Below are 17,121 nucleotides of genomic sequence, written 5' to 3'. Positions count from 1 at the left end.
GATGTGGGGATGGAGAGATTGAATTAGTCTGTCTCCGTTGGGGGTTGAGCCGCATGACGACGTCGGTATTCTGCCGGCGTCGTCTTAAATTGGCGTTGAAAAGCACGCCGGAATGTGTCTACGTCTTTAAAACCGACCATTGCGGCGACTTGTTTAGGCGGTAAGCCCTCTTCTAAGGTGCGGCACGCTGTATCCATGCGAACGCGTTCCACCCATAGAGCAGGAGAGAGACCAATCTCTTTATGAAAGAGCCGTGCAAAATGACGAGGGCTCAATCCTGCAAGCTCGGCAAGGGCTCGTGTATCAGAAGGTAAGTGGGGTTTGCTGAGAACACGCCGCTGAACGGTGCGTAAAATGGAACGTCCCATAGGATTTGCGATACCGCGGTGGCTAAATTGGAGCTGACCACCAGGGCGACGAAAAAACATAACAAGTTGGTTGGAAACTTTACGGGCGAGATCTCGCCCAAAGTCGTGATCTACGAGGGCAATGGCAAGATCGAGGCCTGCTGTGACACCTGCTGCCGTGCAAACAGGACCATCACAGATAAACAGGGAATCAGCTTCTACTTGGATAGAAGGGAATTGTTGAGAAAGTTGTTCAGCAACAGCCCAGTGCGTTGTGACGCGGCGTTGTGTGAGTAATCCTGCTGCGGCGAGAACAAGTGCCCCTGTACAGATCGAGCCAAAACGTCGGCAACGAGGTGCGTGCTGGCCGACCCATTTAAGAAGATCAGGGGATAGATGTTTGGGGTTTAAATGCGGGGCTCCTGCGATAAGGAGCGTATCGAAGGGAACGTCAAGAGGCGATGATATCGTCGTTGTCGGATGAAATATAAGGCCAGATGAACTGTGGAGGGGGGCGGAGGACGTGCTGATAACATGCAATTCATAGAGTATACGTTTTGCTTGCGTATTGGCTTCAGTGAAAACATCCATTGGTCCAGCAATATCAAGCAGTTGCACATAGGGAAGAGCTAAGATGCCGATGCGTTTTGCTGTGCTTGGGAGTGAATGGTGTCGCATAAAGCTGCTTTAATGTCCTAAATCATCGTTATACGATGATAGAGTACTTTATTATGGCGCGTTAGGCTATCTCCGAAACAAGAAGGAGAAAGAGAATGCTTACAACTTATGATGTAACGATTCCAGATAGTGCGTTTGCGCGTGAAGTCACTGAGCTAGTGCGTGATACAGAAACCGAACTGCTCTTTAATCATTCGAGCCGGGTTTATCAGTTCGCCGTGTATTCTGGTCGTCAGCAGAATTTAACGTTTGATGAAGAGCTCATCTATGCGGGAGCCATGTTTCATGACATGGGGCTCACCTCTCGTTATGCGACACCTCATGAACGTTTTGAAGTTGATGGTGCCAATGCTGCACGTCAGTTTATGAAGCAAAAAGGTATTCAACAGACAGATATTGATAAAGTATGGACGGCCATTGCTTTGCACACCACTCCAGGCATTCCAAAACATATGGACCCCATTATTGCTTTGGTGACTGAAGGTGTTGAAATGGATGTATTAGGCCTTAATTACGCGGCTTATCCAGAGAGTGTAAGGGAAGAGATTGTTAAAATATTTCCACGAACACCTCATTTTAAGGAAGATATTATTCAGGCCTTCTATGAAGGAATAAAGCACAAACCAGAAACAACATTTGGCAATGTTAAAGCAGATGTTCTCGCTGATAAGGATCCACAATTTAAACGTGGTAATTTTTGTAGTCTTATCCGTTGTTCACATTGGCATGGATGATCGGTATTGTTCATTTTCGTTATGATGAAGTTTGCGTCATAACCTGCAACAGGGCTTGCATTGCTGGAGGGGGAGGCGCTTCAGCTGAAAGTGTTTCTCCCTCCAGGGTAAGGTGTAGGGAGCGTGCTAAAAGGTGCATAGGGCCTTGTTTAGCGCTGGGATTGTAGAGAGTGTCTCCTATAATGGGGAGCCCAATAGAAGCGCAGTGCAAGCGTGCTTGGTGAGTGCGTCCGCTTTTTAATGTCAGTTCAAGCCAGCTAAAGGTTCCATTATGGCCGAGAAGACGCCAATGGGTTTCTGCTGATTGTGCCTGAGGAGCGTGTTGTGAGGCAGTCTCCATAGACCAACGGCCACCCTGCTGAACGCGGCGTAATGGTGTAGTGATCTGTCCCTGAGGTTGATGAGGGACGCCCTGCACAATAGCCCAATAAATTTTCGCTACGGAGCGTTTGGCAAAGGCTTCTTGTGCCTTGATCAGTGCTGTTTTCCGTCGTGCGATAAGAAGACAACCGACGGTATCAGTATCTAAGCGATGGACTAACCAAGGGCCACCTCTCTTTAGTGGAGTGAGGCGTGCCTCGACAGAATCACGAGCCTGCGGTCCTGGGTGGGAAGCAAGGCCCGCAGGTTTGTTGAGAATGGTAAAATAGGAATTTTCCCAAAGAATAGGAAGTTCTTTCCCTTTTACAAAGAGGGGAGGGGGGGACATTATGTCTCCTCATCCTCTGAATCTTCCAACTCGGAGCGTGACATGAGAACGTTACGTCGTCCTACATGGTTTGCGCTGCTGATGATCCCTTCGCGTTCCATCTGATCAATAACATTTGCGGCGCGGTTATACCCGATGGAGAGGTGGCGTTGAACAAAGCTTGTCGAAGCGCGTTGTTCGCGCACGACGAGTTCAACAGCTTGCTGATAAAGATCACTATTGCCATCACTGTCGCTGTTACTTTTCGAGTTACTGCGGCTTGGTGCAGATTCTTCGGGTTCTTCATCAGCGGTGACATCAGCATTATAGACGGGCTCACCCTTCGTGCGGAGATCAGCCACAACGGCTTCCACCTCTTCATCACTAATGAATGGGCCATGAACACGTGTGATACGTGAGCCTCCCTGCATGAAGAGCATATCACCGCGTCCAAGTAATTGTTCAGCCCCTTGTTCACCTAAAATGGTGCGGCTGTCATATTTATTGGTCACTTGGAAAGAAATACGCGTAGGGAAGTTGGCTTTTATGGTTCCTGTGATGACATCTACGGAAGGACGTTGTGTTGCCATGATCACATGAACTCCTGCCGCACGTGCTTTCTGAGCGAGGCGAAGGACAGAAGATTCAATTTCTTTCCCAGCAACCATCATTAGGTCAGCCATCTCATCAATGACAATGACGATATAAGGGAGATGCTCCAGGGTCAGACGGTGTTCATCAAAGACAGGGCGCCCAGTTTCAGGGTCAAAGCCTGTCTGAACACGACGTGTTGGCGTTTTCCCAGAGGCTTTGAGGCGACGAATACGGTCATTATAACCGCTAATATTACGAACTTGGTGATCAGCCATTAGGCGATAACGGCGATCCATCTCTTGCACAGCCCATTTTAGGGCGCTTACCGCTTTAGGCGGTTCGGTGACCACAGGCGTCATCAGATGTGGGATTCCATCATAGACCGACAGTTCGAGAATTTTAGGGTCGATCATGATGAGGCGACAATCTTCTGGGCTTAGGCGGTAAAGTAAGGATAGGATCATGGCATTGATCCCAACAGATTTACCGGAGCCTGTTGTCCCTGCGACAAGGAGATGCGGCATTTTGGCGAGGTCTGCATAAACAGGTTCGCCGGCAATGTCCTTCCCAAGGGCTAATGGCAGCTTGGATTTGCCATTTTTCCATTCGTCAGAATGAAGAAGCTCCGGGAAATAAACGGTTTCACGTGTACTGTTGGGGACTTCAATCCCGATAGCATTGCGTCCCGGTACTGTGGCAATACGCACACTGAGGACGGCAAGTGTGCGTGCAATATCATCGGCTAATCCAATGACGCGTGATGAACGCACGCCGGGAGCTGGTTCGAGTTCGTAAAGCGTAACAACAGGACCTGCTCTATATTCATTGATTGTCCCTTGGACGCCGTAGTCGCGTAAGACACTTTCAAGCAGTTGTGCGTTTGCCTTTAAACTTTCTTCCGAAGGTCCCACAAGGTGACTTGCTGGTGGGGGGTTTAGGAGATCAAGTGAAGGGGGAAGCCACCCCGATGCTGGATAAGGAGGAGCCACCTCCGTTACTTTCCCTACGCTATTGGTACGAATGGGAGGAGTTGTAGGGGACGGTTGCTGCGCTGACGTTTCAGGAGGTGGTGGTGTAAGATAATTCGATAGTGGCGGGGCGGCCTGTTGTGTGGCGGGCGATGGATCGTCTTCTCGTGTGCGGGAAATAAAGCGCTTTAAAAAATCCGCAGCGCCCTCAGATGGTTTGCTCGTATGTTGTGGTGGCGTGGAAGGTGTATCCTCATTTTCAAAATCATCTTCATCCACTGTGGGGACGATAGGCTGAGGCGCGGGGCGGTCACTATCACGGTAGATATGGGCCAGCTTTTCCCCGTAGGGGTTTGTCGGCTTTTCGACAGGCTCTGGCTGTGGAACCTTCGGTGGGTTGGAAGAAGAGGCCTCATTTTCATGAGGTTGTTGCCAGGGTGAAGGGGACTGTGGAGGATGCATCCAGGGATGCGCTGGGGATGCGGCGAGATGTGAAGGAGTTTCTAGTGAAGTGGGGAGAATGCGAGGATCTTGCCTGACCAGATTGCGGCGTAAAAAACCTGAGGGCAGAGAGTTTCCCGTTGTGGCGATAGCGCCGTTGCGCGTTGGCCCACCAGCTTGAGGGCGGTAGAGATGTTGATCGCTAGGGGCTTGGCTTGGATGATTAGGCTGGCGTTGACGGAGGGCACGAAGAGGCCACCGGACTAGGGTGACGATGCCATAAGCCACAGAACGCCATTCATGGCTATGAAGTCCCATGGCAAATGGTATGAGAAGAACAACGAGTAGAGATGCAATAATAATTGCAACTAAATTACCCATTGATCCCATTTCGGCTGTCATAACATTGAGCAGCCGGTGCGCTAACGAGACGCCTACTTGTCCGCTAAGGCCGCTACTGGCGGGCCAGGCGACATCCAATCCCGGCACGACAAGCTGAAATGTCCCAACAAATAGGGCTCCCGCTGGGCAAAGGAGGAAAGCCGCAATAAAGCGGATGAGGGGCTTATCAAGATTATGATGGCGGACCAGTCTCCATGTCCATGCGAGAAGAATGAGTACAGGCATGATGCTTCCAAGGCCCAGCCATTGGATAAGGCTATCTGCCAGTGTGGCACCACCACGCCCGAGAAGGTTCGTGGGTTGTGTTCCCGTTGCGGTATTAAAGGAGGGATCGTGTGGATTAAAACTCAACAAGGAAGCAGCGATACCAACGGCACAGATTAGCAGGACGAGCCCTAAAATTTCCATAAAACGGGCGGAAAGCAGACGAGATAAATAGGAATCATGCCAGTCTGCGTTGCTCGTATCCATGTTGGCATTATAATCTGAATGTAAGTCTTGCTGAATATGAGGGCGCCGAGAGGATGATGGGAGAAAAGCCCTGAGTTTCTGTGTTATTTTGGATCGAAAGACCACACGGAACATCCTTAATCATCGCTGGTGAGAGACGGAATAGTAGCGTATATGCGCTGATTCTGAAACCAGATTGGGGGCTTTTGCGCGAGACTCTTCAAGAGTAAAGAGATGCGTTTGTTGGTGGTGTGCTCACTCTTATTTTTTAAGATTGAGTGGGAATAAGGTCAGGTTGATGGACCCAAATGGTGATAGAGCCAGCCCCAAACTGACGGTGTGCTATTGTTTCGGGCGGAGGGACTTCACGATGGGGTGGAAGATGGGCATGGAAAGGTTGAAATATTTCCTCATCCGCTCCCGTCACATTTTCTGTTTCTGCGACGATAAGAGCGCCTGGAGCCAGCCACCCTCCGCGGTAGAGGGCTCTCAATCCTTTTTCAACGAGACCCTTATGGTAAGGGGGGTCGAGAAAAATAAGCGAGTGTGGGCGTGAAGCTTTCGGGGGACGTGTGACATCACAAGAGCGTAAACGTGCTTTGTCGCTCATCTGACAGGCTCGGAGATTGGCCTGTAAGGCTGTCATACCAACGCGACTGCTTTCCATAAATGTCGCGAATTGGGCCCCGCGTGAGAGTGCTTCAAGCCCAAGAGCTCCCGTACCAGCAAAGGCATCAAGCACGACAGCTTCTTGAAGTGTTTCTCGACCATACCAAGGGGCATGCATCAGCATATCGAAAATGGCTTGGCGCATCCGTTGGGCGGTAGGGCGCGTTGTTGCTCCTGATGGCGCACTGAGACTGCGACCACGCTGAGTTCCGGCGATAATACGCATAGGCTAATGCCGTTTTTTTGTAGAAATGTTTTGTGTACGGAAAGATGGGATCTGGTCTGCTAGCACACGGGATTGAACCTCTTCAAGCTCTCCAGGTTTGAGAGTTCCAAGCGGGAATGGGCCATAAGAAAGGCGGATAAGGCGGCTGACATGCAAGTTCATGCCCATCATTACCTTACGCACTTCGCGATTTTTACCTTCGCGTAAACTGACGGTAAGCCATGAATTATCGCCCTTGCTGGAGTCAAGAACAGCATCGATAGGGCCATATTTTACGCCATCAAACACCGATCCATTGGCGAGCTGGGCAAGGCGTTTTTCATCGACTTGTCCAAATACACGAACGCGGTAACGTCGTGTCCATTGGCGTGCCGGCAATTCCAACTCTCGTGCTAAGGCACCATCATTTGTGAGTAGGAGTAACCCTTCTGAATTGAGGTCGAGACGTCCAACACTAATGACACGGGGCATCCCGGGCGGAAGGGAATTAAAAACAGTTGGTCGATTTTCTGGATCGTGATGGGTTGTGACAAGACCCGTAGGCTTATGGTAGCGCCATAGACGTGTATGTTGAGGCGGGTCAACAGGCTTTCCATCCACAATAAGAAGATCATGCGGTTGGACAAATGTTGCTGGATGCGTAACAACTTTTCCGTCTAAGCGAACACGACCTTCTGCAATCATCCGTTCAGCATCACGACGGCTTGCAATCCCACGGCGAGCGAGGGCTTTGGCGATACGTTCACCACGATGGGTTTCAGAGGAAGAAGCAGATGGATTGGTCATAGCGCGTAATATATCGTGTGATGAGGATGTTTTGCAATCTGCGTAACAGATGGTTTGTTATAGATGATGGAGAATAGGCGTTATTGGTATGGCCTCAACCCAGGAAGCGATGCAATGGGCGTTGGAAGAAGCGCAACAGGCGGCTCTATCAGGAGAGGTTCCTGTGGGGGCTGTCATCTTAGATTCAAGAGGTAAGGTCCTCTCCAAGGCGCATAATCATGTTGAGAGAAATTTTGACGCGTCGGCCCATGCAGAGATGTTAGCGTTACGCCAAGCAGCGATCGTGCAAAATTCTCCACGTTTGGTGGATTGTACCATAGTTGTGACACTTGAGCCGTGCCCTATGTGTGCAGCGGCGATGAGTCATTTCCGTATAGGGAGGCTTATCTACGGCGCTTATGACCCAAAAGGGGGAGGTGTTGATCATGGAGCTCGTTTGTTTCAGCAGCCTTCGTGTCTCCATTGTCCAGAGGAAATTATTAGTGGTGTGAGAGAGCAAGAGGCTGCTCTGTTACTTCGTCGTTTTTTCCAGGAACGTCGAATAAAATAATTGACACTGCGTCGGGTAATATTACTAAAAATTTAAGGTGTTTTAACCATATATAAGGCCTCTGTTACAGATGTTTCATCTTGGATGAGTTGCAGAATTTATATTTTCATACATATGTTCTCATTGTAACGACTACTTCTTTCTTTAATTTCAGGGACGTTGTGATGACATCGCCTTCTCGTCTGTCTTTGGCACTTCTAGCAGCTCTTCCTGTCATTGGGACGGCGCCTTTGCCGGCTTTGGCTCAGAGCACGCAAATACATCCGCAAATGGCGGGACAGGGTATCCCTGATTTTGTTCAAATTGTTCACCAGGTCAAACCTGCAGTGGTATCAATAACGGCTCATGTGCGTGAGAGTGCTATTGATGGTGGTGATGGAGATGATGGCCCACCCTCAATGGGAGAGGGGATGCCTTTTCCCTTTCCGTTCCCATTTCAGATGATGCCAATGCCGTCTAATAGGACGGTTGAGGCACGTGGGTCCGGATTTATTATCTCTGGAGATGGGTACATCGTCACAAATAATCATGTGATTAATGGGGCTACAAAGGTCAGTGTTAAGTTGGATGATGGCACGGTCCTCCCAGCAAAGATAGTTGGCCGTGACGCGAAGACAGATATTGCATTACTCCGTGTCAAAAGTTCCTCTCCGTTGCCTTATATCGAACTAGGAAATTCTGATGAGGTTCAGCCGGGGCAATGGGTTGTTGCTGTAGGAAATCCCTACGGCTTGGGAGGAACCGTTACTGCCGGGATTATTTCTGCTTTAGGGCGGAATCTGCATTCTGGTCCGTATAATGATTTCATTCAAATTGATGCGCCAATTAATCGTGGCAACTCAGGTGGCCCTCTCATTACATTGGACGGTAAGGTCGTGGGGGTGAACTCTATGATCATGTCTCCTAACGGAGGGGGATCAATTGGGATTGGTTTTGCCATTCCTTCAAGCACAGTGCAGTCAGTTGTCGATCAGTTACGGCGCAATGGGCATGTTGTGCGTGGGTATTTAGGGATTGAGGGGCAGGATATTACATCCACCATGGCGCGTGCCCTTAATTTGACGAATGTTAAGCCAGGTGCGCCTTCTCATGGTGCTTTGGTTTCTTCTGTCATTCAGGGAGGGCCTGCGGATAAGGCAGGTGTAAAAATTGGGGACGTGGTCATCGCGATTGATGGGCATACTGTGCGTAACTCACACGACCTCGCTGTAAAGGTTGTTTCCATTGCGCCCGGGAGTAATGTGACAGTGGGGGTTCTGCGCGATGGTAAGCCTGTAACCCTCCATGCTGTGGTTGGTAATTTGAGTGCGCATAACCAGGAAGAGACTAGTAACACATCGAGTAATGCCCCTTCCGGGCGTTTGGGTATTTCTTTGGCAGCGTTGACGCCTCGTACACGCCAGGAACTAGGACTGGATGAGAGTGTGCAGGGTGCCGTCGTGGCTGATATTGCTCAAGGAAGTCCGGCAGATCATTCTGGTATCCGTCCTGGTGATATCATTGTGGCTGTAGGAAATCAGCCTGTATCCACACCGCATGCTGTTATTTCATTGGTGCAAAATGCACTGGCACATCATCAGCCGCCACTTTTGCGTATTTTACGGGACGGGCAACAGCTTTTTGTTGCGGTGTCGCCTGATAGTGGTGACAATAGTGGCGATAGTGGATCTGATGACGATAGTCAGGATGGTTAAGAGTATCGTTTAGTCTCTCACTCTTTTGACACGTAATGTCGCAGTAGCTTGCTTTCTCTGTTTATCTGAGGAAGCAAGCTTTCTTTTTTGAAAAAGAGGCTTTTTAATTATTGCGTTGCCCGCTAGGAGAAGGCGGAGCATCCCGCGCGTGATTCTCCTATGACTTTTGATGCGGAAGAAAGATGTAATTTGATGGTCAAGTCACTACTTTCCTCTCGGATATCATTGGCTCCGTTGATGAAGTATATATTCCCGGCGTTGGGGATCGTTGTTCCTTGTATGGTAATGTCTGCCTATGCAGAAGGGAACGGCGGAGTAGTGGCGCATCTTCATACTGCAGGTTTCCATAAGAAAGCTGTTACAGGCGTGAGTAAGAGGAGAGTCTCTTCGCAAGATGATCGGCGTTTACGCGAGCGTCGCGGTTGGCGGCGACATATTTCTTCCAGGAATCACTGGCCATCTTTTGAGTATTATTTAGCGCAAAAAAAAATATTAGACGCTGAGATTGCTCGTAAAAAAATTGACAAGGGTAAAGCTAGGGCATCTGTATTGATTACGAACCTTAACCCGGTACGTAATGCAATTATGGCGGACAAGGTGCTTGACCAGCGTGCAGAAGCGGCACCTTCTGTGGCGTCTCAGCATTTTTTCGGCACGTGGGGTGGTATTCAGCCATGGTTAGTTAATCATGGTATACAGCTTTTATTGTCTGTGAATGAAGAATTTGCGGGGAATATTACCGGCGGTCGTCGTCGTACCTCGACAATTACAGGGCAAGTTGGGCTGCAGCTTGATATTGACTGGGATAAACTAGCTGGTGTTAAGAATTTCAAAACACATACTATTATTGTGAACGGGCACGGCCAGAGCGTATCGAGTGCTTTTGGCGATAATATAGCGGCCGTTCAGGAAATTTATGGCGCTCGTGGGAACGTCATTGCCCACCTTGTGGCGATGTATGCTGAAGAAACGTTGTTTAAGGGGCGGCTTGATATCAATGCGGGTTGGATGCCTGTTGGATCGTTTTTTGCTGCCTCTCCATTGTTTTGTGCGTATATGAACGTGGCCATTTGTGGAAATCCATCGCCTAACAAATACACGAATGCAGCCAAAGATTGGCCTTCGGGAAATCTAGGAACGGTTGTTCGGGTAATGCCAACGTCAAACACATATATCATGGGGGGATTATTTGCCGTTAGTCCTCATGCGTATACTGGGGGTATTTCTGGTTGGTCATGGGCTCAATCAGGGTTAGGAAAATTTTCCTCCCCTGTAGAAATTGGATGGATACCGCAATTTGGTAAGAACCATCTGATTGGGCATTATAAGTTAGGGTATGCTTACGATAACTCGCGTGTGCCTAATTTCTATAAAGATATTTACGGCCACTCATGGCAGGCAACAGGGCAGCCACGGAAATACCAGGCAGGGCAAAATAGCGCATGGTTGATGGTTGACCAAATGTTAAAGCGCAATGGACCCGGCGATACGAATGGGCTGATCCTTCTTGCTGGGGCGATGTATAGTGACGGAAAGACAGTTGCTATGCGTGACCATACGTGGGTTGGTTTGATGGACGCGGGGAGTGATTGGGGGCGGCCCCTCGATACTGTTGGTATTATGTGGCAGCATTTTGATATGAGCTCGACGGTTGCACGACAGCAAGAAGCGTCTCTTGCATTAGGGCTTCCATATCAGTCCAATCAGTGGGGTGGAGTCTATGGCATTCAGAGCCATGAGAATGTGTATGAGTTATTTTATAGTGTTCATGTAGCACGCGCGATGGCGATACAGCCTGACTTCCAATATATCCAACGGCCAAGTGCAACGACGACGTTTCATGATGCTGCTGTATTAGGGGTGCAGTTCAGCGTTGTTCTATAGGGCCGGCCTAGAGAGGGCCTTGCTGGGGAGTAGTTTCCCGATAAGGGAATGCGCTTTTATCTTATAAGCCCGTAGGGTCGATTTGTGCTGGATCAGAATTACTGAGTGAGCCTGTTGAGAAGGCAAGGGCTGCTGCCGATATTAACGTGCTGTAGTAACTGTCAGAGCGTGTAATTGTTGCTGTAAATAAGTTGTTTTGCAGATCTAGAACTCGCGTTATAGAGCTTTCGCTATTTTGGTAGCTTGATAGGGCTGCATTGAAAGTTGTTTGAGCGGCTTTTTCCAATTTTAGGGCTGCATTGTAGGTACTAATACTTGTCCGAAGATTATTTTCAGAGGTAACAATATCTCTTACAGCCTCATCTTCAAGATGGTGGAGTTGTACTTCTGCGGATTGAGCTTTATCCTGACTTTGCTTGAGGAGAGCTTGGCGCACGCCCCCGTCAAAGATGGGCATGGTAATGCCGCCTAAAATGGCGCCCCCTAAGTTATTATTGGAGACATTGAGTGATGAAGCAGCTCCATAGCCTGATAGACCAGAGATTCCGAGAGAGCCTGTTGTGTAGGAAAGATTGCCTGTTGCGAAAATTTTAGGGAGAAATTCGGCTCTGGCCGCTTTAATTTGGCTTTGTGAAGCACGTGCTGCAGCGTAGGCTGCAAGGACGTCAGGCCGGCGTGCAACGGCATTTTGTACCATCTGGTCGCTTAAGCGTACGGCTTCCGTTGTTAAAGGATGATCGCCAGCCATGTGTAGAGAAAGACGTGTTGTGGGCGAGATACCAATAGCGACCATAAGGGCAAGATAGCGGTTTTCAACTTCTCCACGCGCTTGGACAAGTTGGAGATCCTTTTGTGCTGTTGCCGCTTCGGCTTGATTGACGTCGATAATGGTACCTTGTCCATGTTGCAAATTTGCTTTGGCAGCCCGTTCTATAGCGTAACTATTGCGGCGTGCTTGCTCAATCAGTTTGATATGTGCCTGAGAGGCTGTGTAAAGATAATAGGCTGCTGTAACAGCATATATGACTTTTTGATGTGCCCCTGTGAATGAGATATTGCTTGCGAGCGCACTTTGTTGGGCAGCGTCAATGACGGCATCGCGTTTGCCAAAATCAAAGATGAGCCATTGTAGGCTAAGCGCATCAACGTTGCCATCGCCATGGATATGGGGAGAGTTGCGATTGTATGAAGAAGAATTGCGTAAATGACTGCCGAGACTAGCGTAACCACCGACTGCAATCGCTGTAAGCTGGGGAAGGTAAGCAGAACGAGCAAGGCCGGTGGATAACGCGGCATCACGAGCTGTATCCCATGCTATGCGGGTATCAGGGTTTGTTGACTGCGCAATGTCAATAAGCTCTGCCAACGTATAAGTGTGATCTGGCGTAATAACAGGGTCATGACGTTGTTGTGCTAGGCTGTGGTCAGTGGGGAGAGCGTATCCAGGCGGCATACGGAGCGCCTGATGAGTATTTTTCCCGCTTCCATTAGGAACGATCATTCCTTGTTTATCTGTGCCTGGGTACCAAGGTTGGTCGGGAGCAGAAGGAGCATCTTTTAAAGCAGAGCTGGCGCAGCCGCTCAGGAGAAGAAGTGCCGTTAATTGTGGGATCAGTGGGAAAGGGGATGACTTCATGGAGTGGCGGCCAACAATGTGCGATCTTATTGAAGAGGGTGGAAGGCTAAAAAAGGAGCCACGATAAGACTCTTTTCCGGAAGCTTGTGTTAGGGAGGGGAAATTTCTCGGACGGAAGAAGAGGCCGGGAGTAAGAAATCTTCCATGGATAATGAAGCTTTCATGAGTACATAACGATAGTGGGCTCGCGTTGCGCGTGTAAGACGGAATGGGATGGGCTCAAGAACGGAGTTTTCTAGCATAATTTCTGTGGCAGCGATACGCTCTTGCACCTTGGAGGCAAAAACGATTCGTTCGACAGATGTGGACGCGTTGGATTCAGCTTTGAGTAAATCTTTAATTGCTTGGAGTTGGGGGCCAATCTGAGTTCCACAGCTTTTTGGCCAAAGATACGTATGCATAATGTAATTGATAAATAACCCAATCATGATACCGATAACACGGTCTCGAGGGACAGTAAGATCTGTAGCCGGCGTGGAATTTGTGAGATCGGACAAGAAGAACGCAATAGCAATTTGTAAGCCTATATAAGCAATTCGACTCTCTCCAGAGTTAAGCCATCCGCTCACTAAAAGAACAACTCCGAGAAAGAGAAGAAGCTGAGCAATACTGATAAAATGAGGGATAAGGAATATAATACCAAGCATGGCGAAACCACAGCCAATGAATGATCCGATAATACGTAGAGTTTGTTTTGAAATAACCTCGCCCATTGTCGGAAGTGCGACAACAAAACACGTAATAACGCATGTATGAATGCCGGGCCAGTTCAAGCATTTAAAGATAACAATATTGATAAAAACAGCTGCTGTCCCTTTTGTTGCATAAAGGACGTAATTAGGGTTCGAAAAAGCATCAGGAACAAAGAAACCTGGTGCCGGGGGGGCTGGGGGCAAAGGATCTTCTGAGGGAACACTGAACTGTTCTAATAAAGGCGAAATAGATTGGAGAATAGGATGGGAAAATGTTGGACTTTTGACATTACGAAGATAACTATTTTCATCAAAGGCTTGCGCCATTTCTAAGAGAAGGCTGGCAAGCTCGCGTCGTTCTTCTCGGGAAGGGAGTGGTGATGAACGCGTTGATTTATTAACGAGTGTTAAAATAGCGTAGCTGTGTAAAGCGGCTTGGCGGAGGCTTAAGAGATCCTGAGCAGAAAGAAGTTTTTCTTTACTGGCGAGAGCCAGATTGACGAGCATCCCCTGAGTGCCTTGGCGCAGGAGATCTTTGGTTTCTTCGGTAAATTTTAGAGAAGTTGGATCAATTAAATGGTCTGCCGCGGTACGCAAACGATAAGCAATACGCCCCATGAGCACTCTTTGAGGAGAGGGAGATAAGGGGAAACCAAGGACAATAAAACTGCCACAAGAAATAGCGAGTGCTAATGTCACATATAGAATGATACGCGTGACTGTATCGCTGTGCGAAATGACATCAATTTGAAGTAAAATATAGGATAAGAAAAGCCCACCAACTAAGGCGATTCCTTTTAATTTACTGGCGGATCCAAGAAAGAAAAATACGAAACTGAAGATTAGGTTTACAAATAATGTCAAAAAGAAGTTATTGATGCTGAATACCGTTGCAAAATATACGGCCGACATCACGAAGGCAAAAAAGATTAACGCTGTTTTCCCAATGGTAAGGTTTAACATCCGGTCTTCTTGCCATATGGCAAGAATAATGATGGGGATAATATCCATCGCAGGAAGTTGCCAAATCTCCCCAATCAAAACGCCAATCATGCCTGCGATGGTAACGCGTAGCGTATGACCAAGCCGCCCTGCGGAAGGGCGGACAAGGAGACGAAAGATATGACGCCAGTAAGGGTTGGTGATGATGTTAGCGGCAGGCTGCGCCATGAAGAAGCTCAATATCTGCTGTAGCCCCCATACGGAGGAGTTCTGGTTGGCGGTTGTCGACACGAATGCGCACTGGGAAACGTTGCGCAACATGCACCCAATCCATCTGCCTTTGAATATTAGGAACGTTGTTAGGTGAGACTTTTATATAATCATTGATGACGCCCCAACCGATGCTTTCAACATATCCATGAATTGGTTTATGGCGATCAATCATAGAATAAATTGTTGCACAGCTTCCCGGATGGATAGGTTTTAGGTTAATTTCACGGATATTGGCGATAGCAAACCATTGGTCATTCGCTACAAGCGTGAAGAGTATTTGATGGGCGGCTAGAACCTCCCCTTCACGAGTTTCTAAACTTGTAACGTAACCATCGACAGGGGAGAAAACCTTTGTTTGGCGGAGATCATAACGTGCTTTCTCTAGCGCGGCTTCACTTTCTAAGCGTGCTGCTTCAGAACGTTTGAGGTCACCGATGGCAACATTCGCCGCTTCTTGGGAGTGGTGCGTTTCTGCTAAACGATCTTGTGCTGAATTTAGCTTGGTGACAGCTTCATCATATTCCTGCCAGGGGATAAAATGTTGCAAGGCGAGGGGTTTCAGGCGTTTAACGGTGCGCTCTGCTAAGTCACGGTCATCTTCTGCTTGATGCAGTTGCTTTGCGCTAGAGGCAGCCTGTTGTACGCGGACGGAAAGTTGGCGTTGTTGTTCTTCTAAATTGGCTTGTGCCAGGAAAAGATTGGCTTCTGCGTTACGAACAGCGATTTCATAAGGCTCAGGATCAATTTGATAGAGTAGCTCTCCCTTACGCACCGCCTGGTTCACATGGATAGGGAGATGCAATAAGCGGCCGCCAACAAGAGCCCCGATATGTACTACATCGGCATCAATCACACCACTTTCTGTTTCAGGGTGACGGTAGGAATCATATTCAATATAGAAAGCTGTACCAATGGCCGCTGTAATGCAGAGAAAGGCAATAATGAGACCGAGTGGCCTCTTTTGAGAGAGTTTTATACGTTCCATAATCTAAGGTCCGAACCACCATTTCCATGTCACAAGCCCAACGATCGCCCCGAGTGAGAGGTAGGTAAAAAGGCGGAGGTCCAACTTGGCATCAATATGAAAAAAGAGGAAAAGGGCCCGGAAAAGAGCTGCACTAATCAAGGCGACGCAAAAACAGATAAGCCACCCCGGGAAGTAGGCTCCTGCCATCGGAAAGTTCGATGCTCCACGGAAGAAACACCCCCCCAAGAGGAAAGGAAGCGTAAGAAGTGGAGCACAAGAAGGTAGGCGAGTGTTTCGGAAAAGGGAAAGGAAGGGTAGACGAGAATTAAGCATTCAAGCTCTCTATAAGGGCGTCAACATCCTGGGGACGCGTGTAAAAACTCATCACAAAACGCGCAAGGCCGCCTGGAACCCCGTCAGGAGTAGGATAGCAATAAAAGCAATAGCCTTCTTCGCGTAAGGTTTCAATGAGTGGGTACGGGAGAACGGCGAAGACCTCATTACTTTCGACATCAAAAGGGACTTGTGCGGCGGGATGACGCTGTAACGCATGGAGAAGCCTTTGGCTCATCGCGTTGGCATGTAGAGCGTTTGTTAGCCAGAGGTTATTGTCTAACAAGGCAAGAAGCTGGGTGCTAAGGAACCGTTGTTTTGACCATGTATGTCCACTGCGTTTTTGGAGATGTGGCATGGACTGTATCATGGGGCGTGTACGATCATTAACAAAAAAGACAATGGCTTCAGCGGCCATTGCTCCGGCTTTGGTCCCGCCGAAGGAAAGGACGTCAATACCAGCTTTCCATGTTGTCTCTGCAGGAGAACATCCTAAATGCGCGATAGCATTTCCAAGACGTGCGCCGTCAAGGTGAACTGTTAGTGAATGCTCATGAGCAATTTCTGTAAGCTGGGAGAGTGTTGCACATGAATAGGTCGTCCCCCATTCTGTAGCTTGCGTGAGAGAAAGGCACTGGAAAGGAGGCGTTAACACGCCTTTTGCAAGATTGTGTTTGAGGGATGTTGGAAGTGTCTCAGGGTCCATACGTCCTTGAGAGGATGGAATGCCAACGAGTTTTGCACCATGGGTGAAAAATTCAGGGGCTCCGCCCTCATCTGTATTAATATGTGCGCTTTGATCACAGAGGACGCTCCCGTAAGGAGCCACCATAGCTGAAAGAGCGAGCGAATTGGCTGCTGTTCCAGTAACAATGGGGAACACTACGGTTTCAGTCTCAAAAACATCACTGAAATGTTTGTTGAGTGTTGCTGAAATTGGGTCCTCTCCATATGAGGGGACATTATCATGATTAACCTGGCAAATGGCTTCTATCACTTCCGGGCAGGCCGGTGTGACGTTGTCACTAGCAAAGTTCTTGCGTATGTCCTCTGACACTGGAAAATTCCTTATCATCCTGCTCCGTAGCGGGAAGAGACCGCACTGATCTAGTGCCCTCTAGCGGAAAAAAGAAGACTTGTCATGATTCTCTTTGTCCCACCCACACG

General features: G+C 48.6%; 13 protein-coding genes. 4 read left to right on the top strand and 9 right to left on the bottom strand.

The genetic code is table 11. From position 1 onward, the window contains the following. Positions 1 to 23: 23 nt before the first annotated feature. Positions 24 to 1,025: a GlxA family transcriptional regulator gene (locus tag GS501_RS07745; RefSeq protein WP_160831290.1), complete on the bottom strand. Its 1,002-nt coding sequence runs from the start codon at positions 1,023 to 1,025 to the stop codon at positions 24 to 26. A 95-nt stretch (positions 1,026 to 1,120) separates the two neighbouring features. Here GS501_RS07745 and GS501_RS07740 point away from each other — a divergent pair, with 95 nt between their 5' ends. Next, entirely contained in the window at positions 1,121 to 1,759 is a 639-nt protein-coding gene (locus GS501_RS07740) for an HD domain-containing protein (RefSeq protein WP_160831289.1), read from the top strand. A gap of 19 nt (positions 1,760 to 1,778) precedes the next feature. On the opposite strand, the gene GS501_RS07735 is transcribed toward GS501_RS07740, so the two are convergent. From GS501_RS07735 to GS501_RS07720, 4 genes are all read right to left on the bottom strand, one after another. Further along, entirely contained in the window at positions 1,779 to 2,468 is a 690-nt protein-coding gene (locus GS501_RS07735; RefSeq protein WP_160831288.1) for an RluA family pseudouridine synthase, read from the bottom strand. Next, positions 2,468 to 5,428 (bottom strand): DNA translocase FtsK 4TM domain-containing protein, encoded by a 2,961-nt coding sequence (locus GS501_RS07730; RefSeq protein WP_408906237.1) that lies wholly within the window; start codon positions 5,426 to 5,428, stop codon positions 2,468 to 2,470. Before GS501_RS07730 ends, GS501_RS07735 begins: the two co-directional genes overlap by 1 nt. 142 nt (positions 5,429 to 5,570) lie before the next feature. Then, positions 5,571 to 6,197 (bottom strand): 16S rRNA (guanine(966)-N(2))-methyltransferase RsmD, encoded by a 627-nt coding sequence (rsmD, locus tag GS501_RS07725; RefSeq protein WP_160831286.1) that lies wholly within the window; start codon positions 6,195 to 6,197, stop codon positions 5,571 to 5,573. 3 nt (positions 6,198 to 6,200) lie between these two features. Further along, positions 6,201 to 6,983, bottom strand: a complete 783-nt coding sequence (locus GS501_RS07720; RefSeq protein WP_160831285.1) for a pseudouridine synthase — start codon at positions 6,981 to 6,983, stop codon at positions 6,201 to 6,203. A gap of 88 nt (positions 6,984 to 7,071) precedes the next feature. Here GS501_RS07720 and GS501_RS07715 point away from each other — a divergent pair, with 88 nt between their 5' ends. The 3 genes from GS501_RS07715 (at position 7,072) to GS501_RS07705 (ending at position 11,111) form a co-directional block, all read left to right on the top strand. Then, complete coding sequence (locus tag GS501_RS07715) at positions 7,072 to 7,533, top strand: nucleoside deaminase (RefSeq protein WP_237442474.1); 462 nt, start codon at positions 7,072 to 7,074, stop codon at positions 7,531 to 7,533. A 164-nt stretch (positions 7,534 to 7,697) separates the two neighbouring features. After that, positions 7,698 to 9,227: a Do family serine endopeptidase gene (locus GS501_RS07710; protein ID WP_160831284.1), complete on the top strand. Its 1,530-nt coding sequence runs from the start codon at positions 7,698 to 7,700 to the stop codon at positions 9,225 to 9,227. Positions 9,228 to 9,506: 279 nt separating this feature from the next. Further along, positions 9,507 to 11,111 carry a carbohydrate porin gene (locus tag GS501_RS07705; RefSeq protein ID WP_237442473.1) on the top strand — a complete coding sequence of 535 codons (1,605 nt, stop codon included), beginning with the start codon at positions 9,507 to 9,509 and terminating at the stop codon, positions 11,109 to 11,111. A gap of 61 nt (positions 11,112 to 11,172) precedes the next feature. Here the strand turns inward: GS501_RS07705 and GS501_RS07700 are convergent, their stop codons facing one another. From GS501_RS07700 to GS501_RS07680, 4 genes are all read right to left on the bottom strand, one after another. Continuing rightward, complete coding sequence (locus tag GS501_RS07700; protein ID WP_160831283.1) at positions 11,173 to 12,747, bottom strand: TolC family protein; 1,575 nt, start codon at positions 12,745 to 12,747, stop codon at positions 11,173 to 11,175. A gap of 89 nt (positions 12,748 to 12,836) precedes the next feature. After that, positions 12,837 to 14,609, bottom strand: a complete 1,773-nt coding sequence (locus tag GS501_RS07695; RefSeq protein ID WP_160831282.1) for an FUSC family protein — start codon at positions 14,607 to 14,609, stop codon at positions 12,837 to 12,839. Further along, positions 14,590 to 15,639 (bottom strand): multidrug transporter subunit MdtN, encoded by a 1,050-nt coding sequence (gene mdtN / locus GS501_RS07690; protein WP_160831281.1) that lies wholly within the window; start codon positions 15,637 to 15,639, stop codon positions 14,590 to 14,592. Before mdtN ends, GS501_RS07695 begins: the two co-directional genes overlap by 20 nt. 307 nt (positions 15,640 to 15,946) lie before the next feature. Continuing rightward, on the bottom strand, positions 15,947 to 17,029 hold the full coding sequence (locus GS501_RS07680; protein WP_160831279.1) for a low specificity L-threonine aldolase: 1,083 nt from the start codon (positions 17,027 to 17,029) through the stop codon (positions 15,947 to 15,949). Between the last annotated feature and the right edge of the window lie 92 nt (positions 17,030 to 17,121).

This window comes from Saccharibacter sp. 17.LH.SD (assembly GCF_009834805.1).
Classification (GTDB): Bacteria; Pseudomonadota; Alphaproteobacteria; order Acetobacterales; family Acetobacteraceae; genus Saccharibacter.
This window is presented reverse-complemented; position numbering and strand designations above follow the sequence as displayed.